This is a genomic window from Kitasatospora sp. NPDC127067, from assembly GCF_042724755.1.
In the GTDB taxonomy this organism is placed as follows: domain Bacteria; phylum Actinomycetota; class Actinomycetes; order Streptomycetales; family Streptomycetaceae; genus Kitasatospora; species Kitasatospora lactacystinica.
In genome coordinates, this window is record NZ_JBHXEM010000281.1 from 1 (window position 1) to 2,819 (window position 2,819).

Below are 2,819 nucleotides of genomic sequence, written 5' to 3' on the forward strand. Positions count from 1 at the left end.
GCCCCGCGGGGCCGCGGGCGCCGGGGGCCCCCCCCCCCCCCCCCCACGGCCGTGTCACCGGCGTCGGTCACGGCGGCCCGGTGGGCCACCCGGCTGCGGGAGGCCGGCCGGGTGCCGGGCGACGGAACGTCAGCGCCGCCCGGGCACCGGCAGTCCGAGGTGGTCCCGCAGGGTGGGGCCGGTGTAGTCGGTGCGGAACACCCCGCGCTCCTGGAGCAGCGGTACGACCCGGTCGACGAACTCGTCCAGCCCGCCCGGGGTGAGGTGCGGGACGAGGATGAAGCCGTCGGCCGCGTCGTTCTGCACGAAGTGGTCGATCTGCGCGGCGACGGTGGCGGGCGAGCCGATGAAGGACTGCCGGCCGGTCAGCTCGATCACCAGTTCGCGGCTGGTCAGCTTCTTCTCCGCGGCCACCGCCCGCCACCGTTCGGCGAGGGCCACCGGGTCGGCGTGCCGGACCCGCCCCTGGACCAGGCCGCTGTCCGGGTCGGGGTCGACGGTCGGCAGCGGTCCGTCGGGGTCGTGGTCGGACAGGTCGACGCCCCAGACCTGCTCCAGGAAGGCGATCGTGGTCTGCGGGCCGACCTGGGCCCGGCGGATCCCGTGGGCCCGTTCGGCCGCCTCGGCGTCGGTGTCGCCGAGGACGAAGGTGACCCCGGGCATGATCTTCAGCTCGTCCGGCTTGCGCCCGTACGCGGCGAGCCGGCGCTTGACGTCGCTGTGGAAGGCCTGGCCGTCGGCGAGGGTGGAGTGCCGGGAGAAGACCACGTCGGCGGTGGCGGCGGCGAACTCGCGCCCCTCGTCGGAGTCCCCGGCCTGGATCACCACCGGGTGGCCCTGCGGCGGCCGCGGCAGCGAGAGCCTGCCCTCGACCTCGAACTGCGGGCCGCGGTGCCGGGCGGGTTCCTCCCCGGCGTCCCAGAACTCCCGTGCCAGCTGGACGAATTCGGCGGCGCGGGTATAGCGGTCGGCGCGGTCCAGGTAGCCGCCGCGGCGGAAGTTCTCCCCGGTGAAGGCGTCCGAGGAGGTGACCACGTTCCAGGCCGCGCGGCCACCGGAGAGGTGGTCCAGCGAGGCGAAGCGGCGGGCCAGTTCGTACGGCTCGTTGAAGGTCGCGTTGACGGTGGCGGCCAGGCCGAGCCGTTCGGTGACGGCGGCCAGCGCGTTCAGCACGGTGATCGACTCGGGGCGGCCGACCACGTCGAGGTCGTGGATGAGGCCCTTGGTCTCGCGCAGCCGCAGGCCCTCGGCGAGGAAGAAGAAGTCGAACTTCCCGCGTTCGGCGGTCTGCGCGAGGTGGCGGAACGAGGAGAACTCGATGTGGCTGCCGGAGGCCGGGTCGCTCCACACCGTGGTGTTGTTGACGCCGGGGAAGTGCGCGGCCAGGTGGATCTGCTTGAGCGGTCGGTCCGTCATCGGGTCACCTCGGCGAGGGCGGGGGAAGCGGCGGGGGCGCCGGCGGGGCGGGTGGCGTAGCGGCTGGCCGGGCGGGCCAGGCTGAGGTGGTCGCGCAGGGTGCGGCCGGTGTACTCGGCGCGCAGCAGGCCCGCGGCGCGCAGGGCGGGGGCGATCCGGTCGGCCAGCGCCGCCAGGTCGCGCGGCGGGTCGGCGGGGGAGAGGTGGAAGCCGTCCACGCCGGTGCCGGTCGCGGTGAGTTCGGCGAGCAGCCGCTCGTCGGCGGCCCGGTCGGGCAGGGCGGACAGGGCGGTGTCGAGCCGGGCGAGGATGCGCAGGCCCTCCCCGGCGCGCAGCCGCAGTTCGGTGGCGGCGGTCAGCCTGGTGGCGCGGTCGGGGGCGTCGAGCAGCACGACGTCGGCGTGCCGGATCGCGGCGGCGGTCCGGGCCCGCCCGCCCGGGGAGGCGTCCGGCGCGAGGTCGGCGGCGGCGACCGGCACCGCGACCACCGGGCGGCCCTGCGGCGGGCGCGGGGTGATGGACGGGCCGCGGACCGAGAAGTGCGGGCCCTCGAAGTCGATGTAGTGCAGTTTGTCGCGGTCGATGAACCGCCCGGTCGCGGTGTCGCGGATCTCCGCGTCGTCCTCCCAGCTGTCCCAGAGCCGGGCGGCCACCTCGACGGCGTCGGCGGCCTCGGCCCACAGCTGGTCCTCGGCGGCGACCGGGCGGCGGCCGAAGGCCCGGGCCTCGGCCTCGGTCGTGGAGACGCCGACCAGCCAGCCGGCCCGGCCCTCGCTCGCCCAGTCCAGGGTGTTGACCGAGATCGAGGTGTGGAAGGGCTCGGTGTGGGTGGTGGTGACGGTCGGCACCAGTCCGACCCGGTCGGTCAGCGGGGCGATCCGGGCGAGGGCGGCGAGCGCGTCGGGGCGGCTCGGTGCGGCGGCGAAGGAGTCGTCGAGGGTGACGAAGTCCAGGGTGGCCCGCTCGGCGAGCCGGGCGAGGTAGGCGTAGTGCCCGGCGTCGAAGCGGCCGGGGCTGTCGAGGGCGGCGGACAGGTGCAACTGGCGGGGCATGGTGAGCCTGACTTCCTCGTGCGGACGCGTGCGGGCGCCGGCGCGGCCGTGCGGGGACACGGGAGCGCGGGGGCACGCGGGAGCGCGGTGGCGGCCCGCGGGCGGAGCCCGTGCGGGCGGGGGGAAGGTCCGGCGCCGGGCGGGACGTCAGCCGGGCGGCGGCGGGGGAACGGTCAGCTCAGCCGCGACACGCCGCGGACCACACGCGACCGAAGTCGATGTGGCTGCGGGTGACCAGCGGGCACGAGGCGTTCACCGCTTCAGTTGACCAGGGCGTCCGTCGGTTCGTCAACCGCCGTTTCCGTCGGCCCGCGGTGCCCGGGCACGCCGAAGGCCCCGCCCCGCCGCCTG

At 76.3% G+C, this 2,819-nt stretch carries 2 protein-coding genes; both read right to left on the reverse strand.

From position 1 onward, the window contains the following. Window positions 1-129 precede the first annotated feature (129 nt). Entirely contained in the window at window positions 130-1,416 is a 1,287-nt protein-coding gene (locus tag ACFWJ4_RS41380; RefSeq protein WP_380554584.1) for an LLM class flavin-dependent oxidoreductase, read from the reverse strand. Continuing rightward, a complete protein-coding gene (locus ACFWJ4_RS41385) occupies window positions 1,413-2,468 on the reverse strand; it encodes an LLM class flavin-dependent oxidoreductase (RefSeq protein WP_380554587.1) in 1,056 nt (351 codons plus the stop codon). The genes ACFWJ4_RS41380 and ACFWJ4_RS41385 overlap by 4 nt, the downstream gene beginning before the upstream one ends. Window positions 2,469-2,819 lie beyond the last annotated feature (351 nt).

What these genes read in the sequence shown, in the direction of transcription:
- ACFWJ4_RS41380 (WP_380554584.1), bottom strand. Translation starts at nt 1,416, where the DNA reads ATGACGGACCGACCGCTCAAGCAGATCCACCTGGCCGCGCACTTCCCC.
- ACFWJ4_RS41385 (WP_380554587.1), bottom strand. Translation starts at nt 2,468, where the DNA reads ATGCCCCGCCAGTTGCACCTGTCCGCCGCCCTCGACAGCCCCGGCCGC.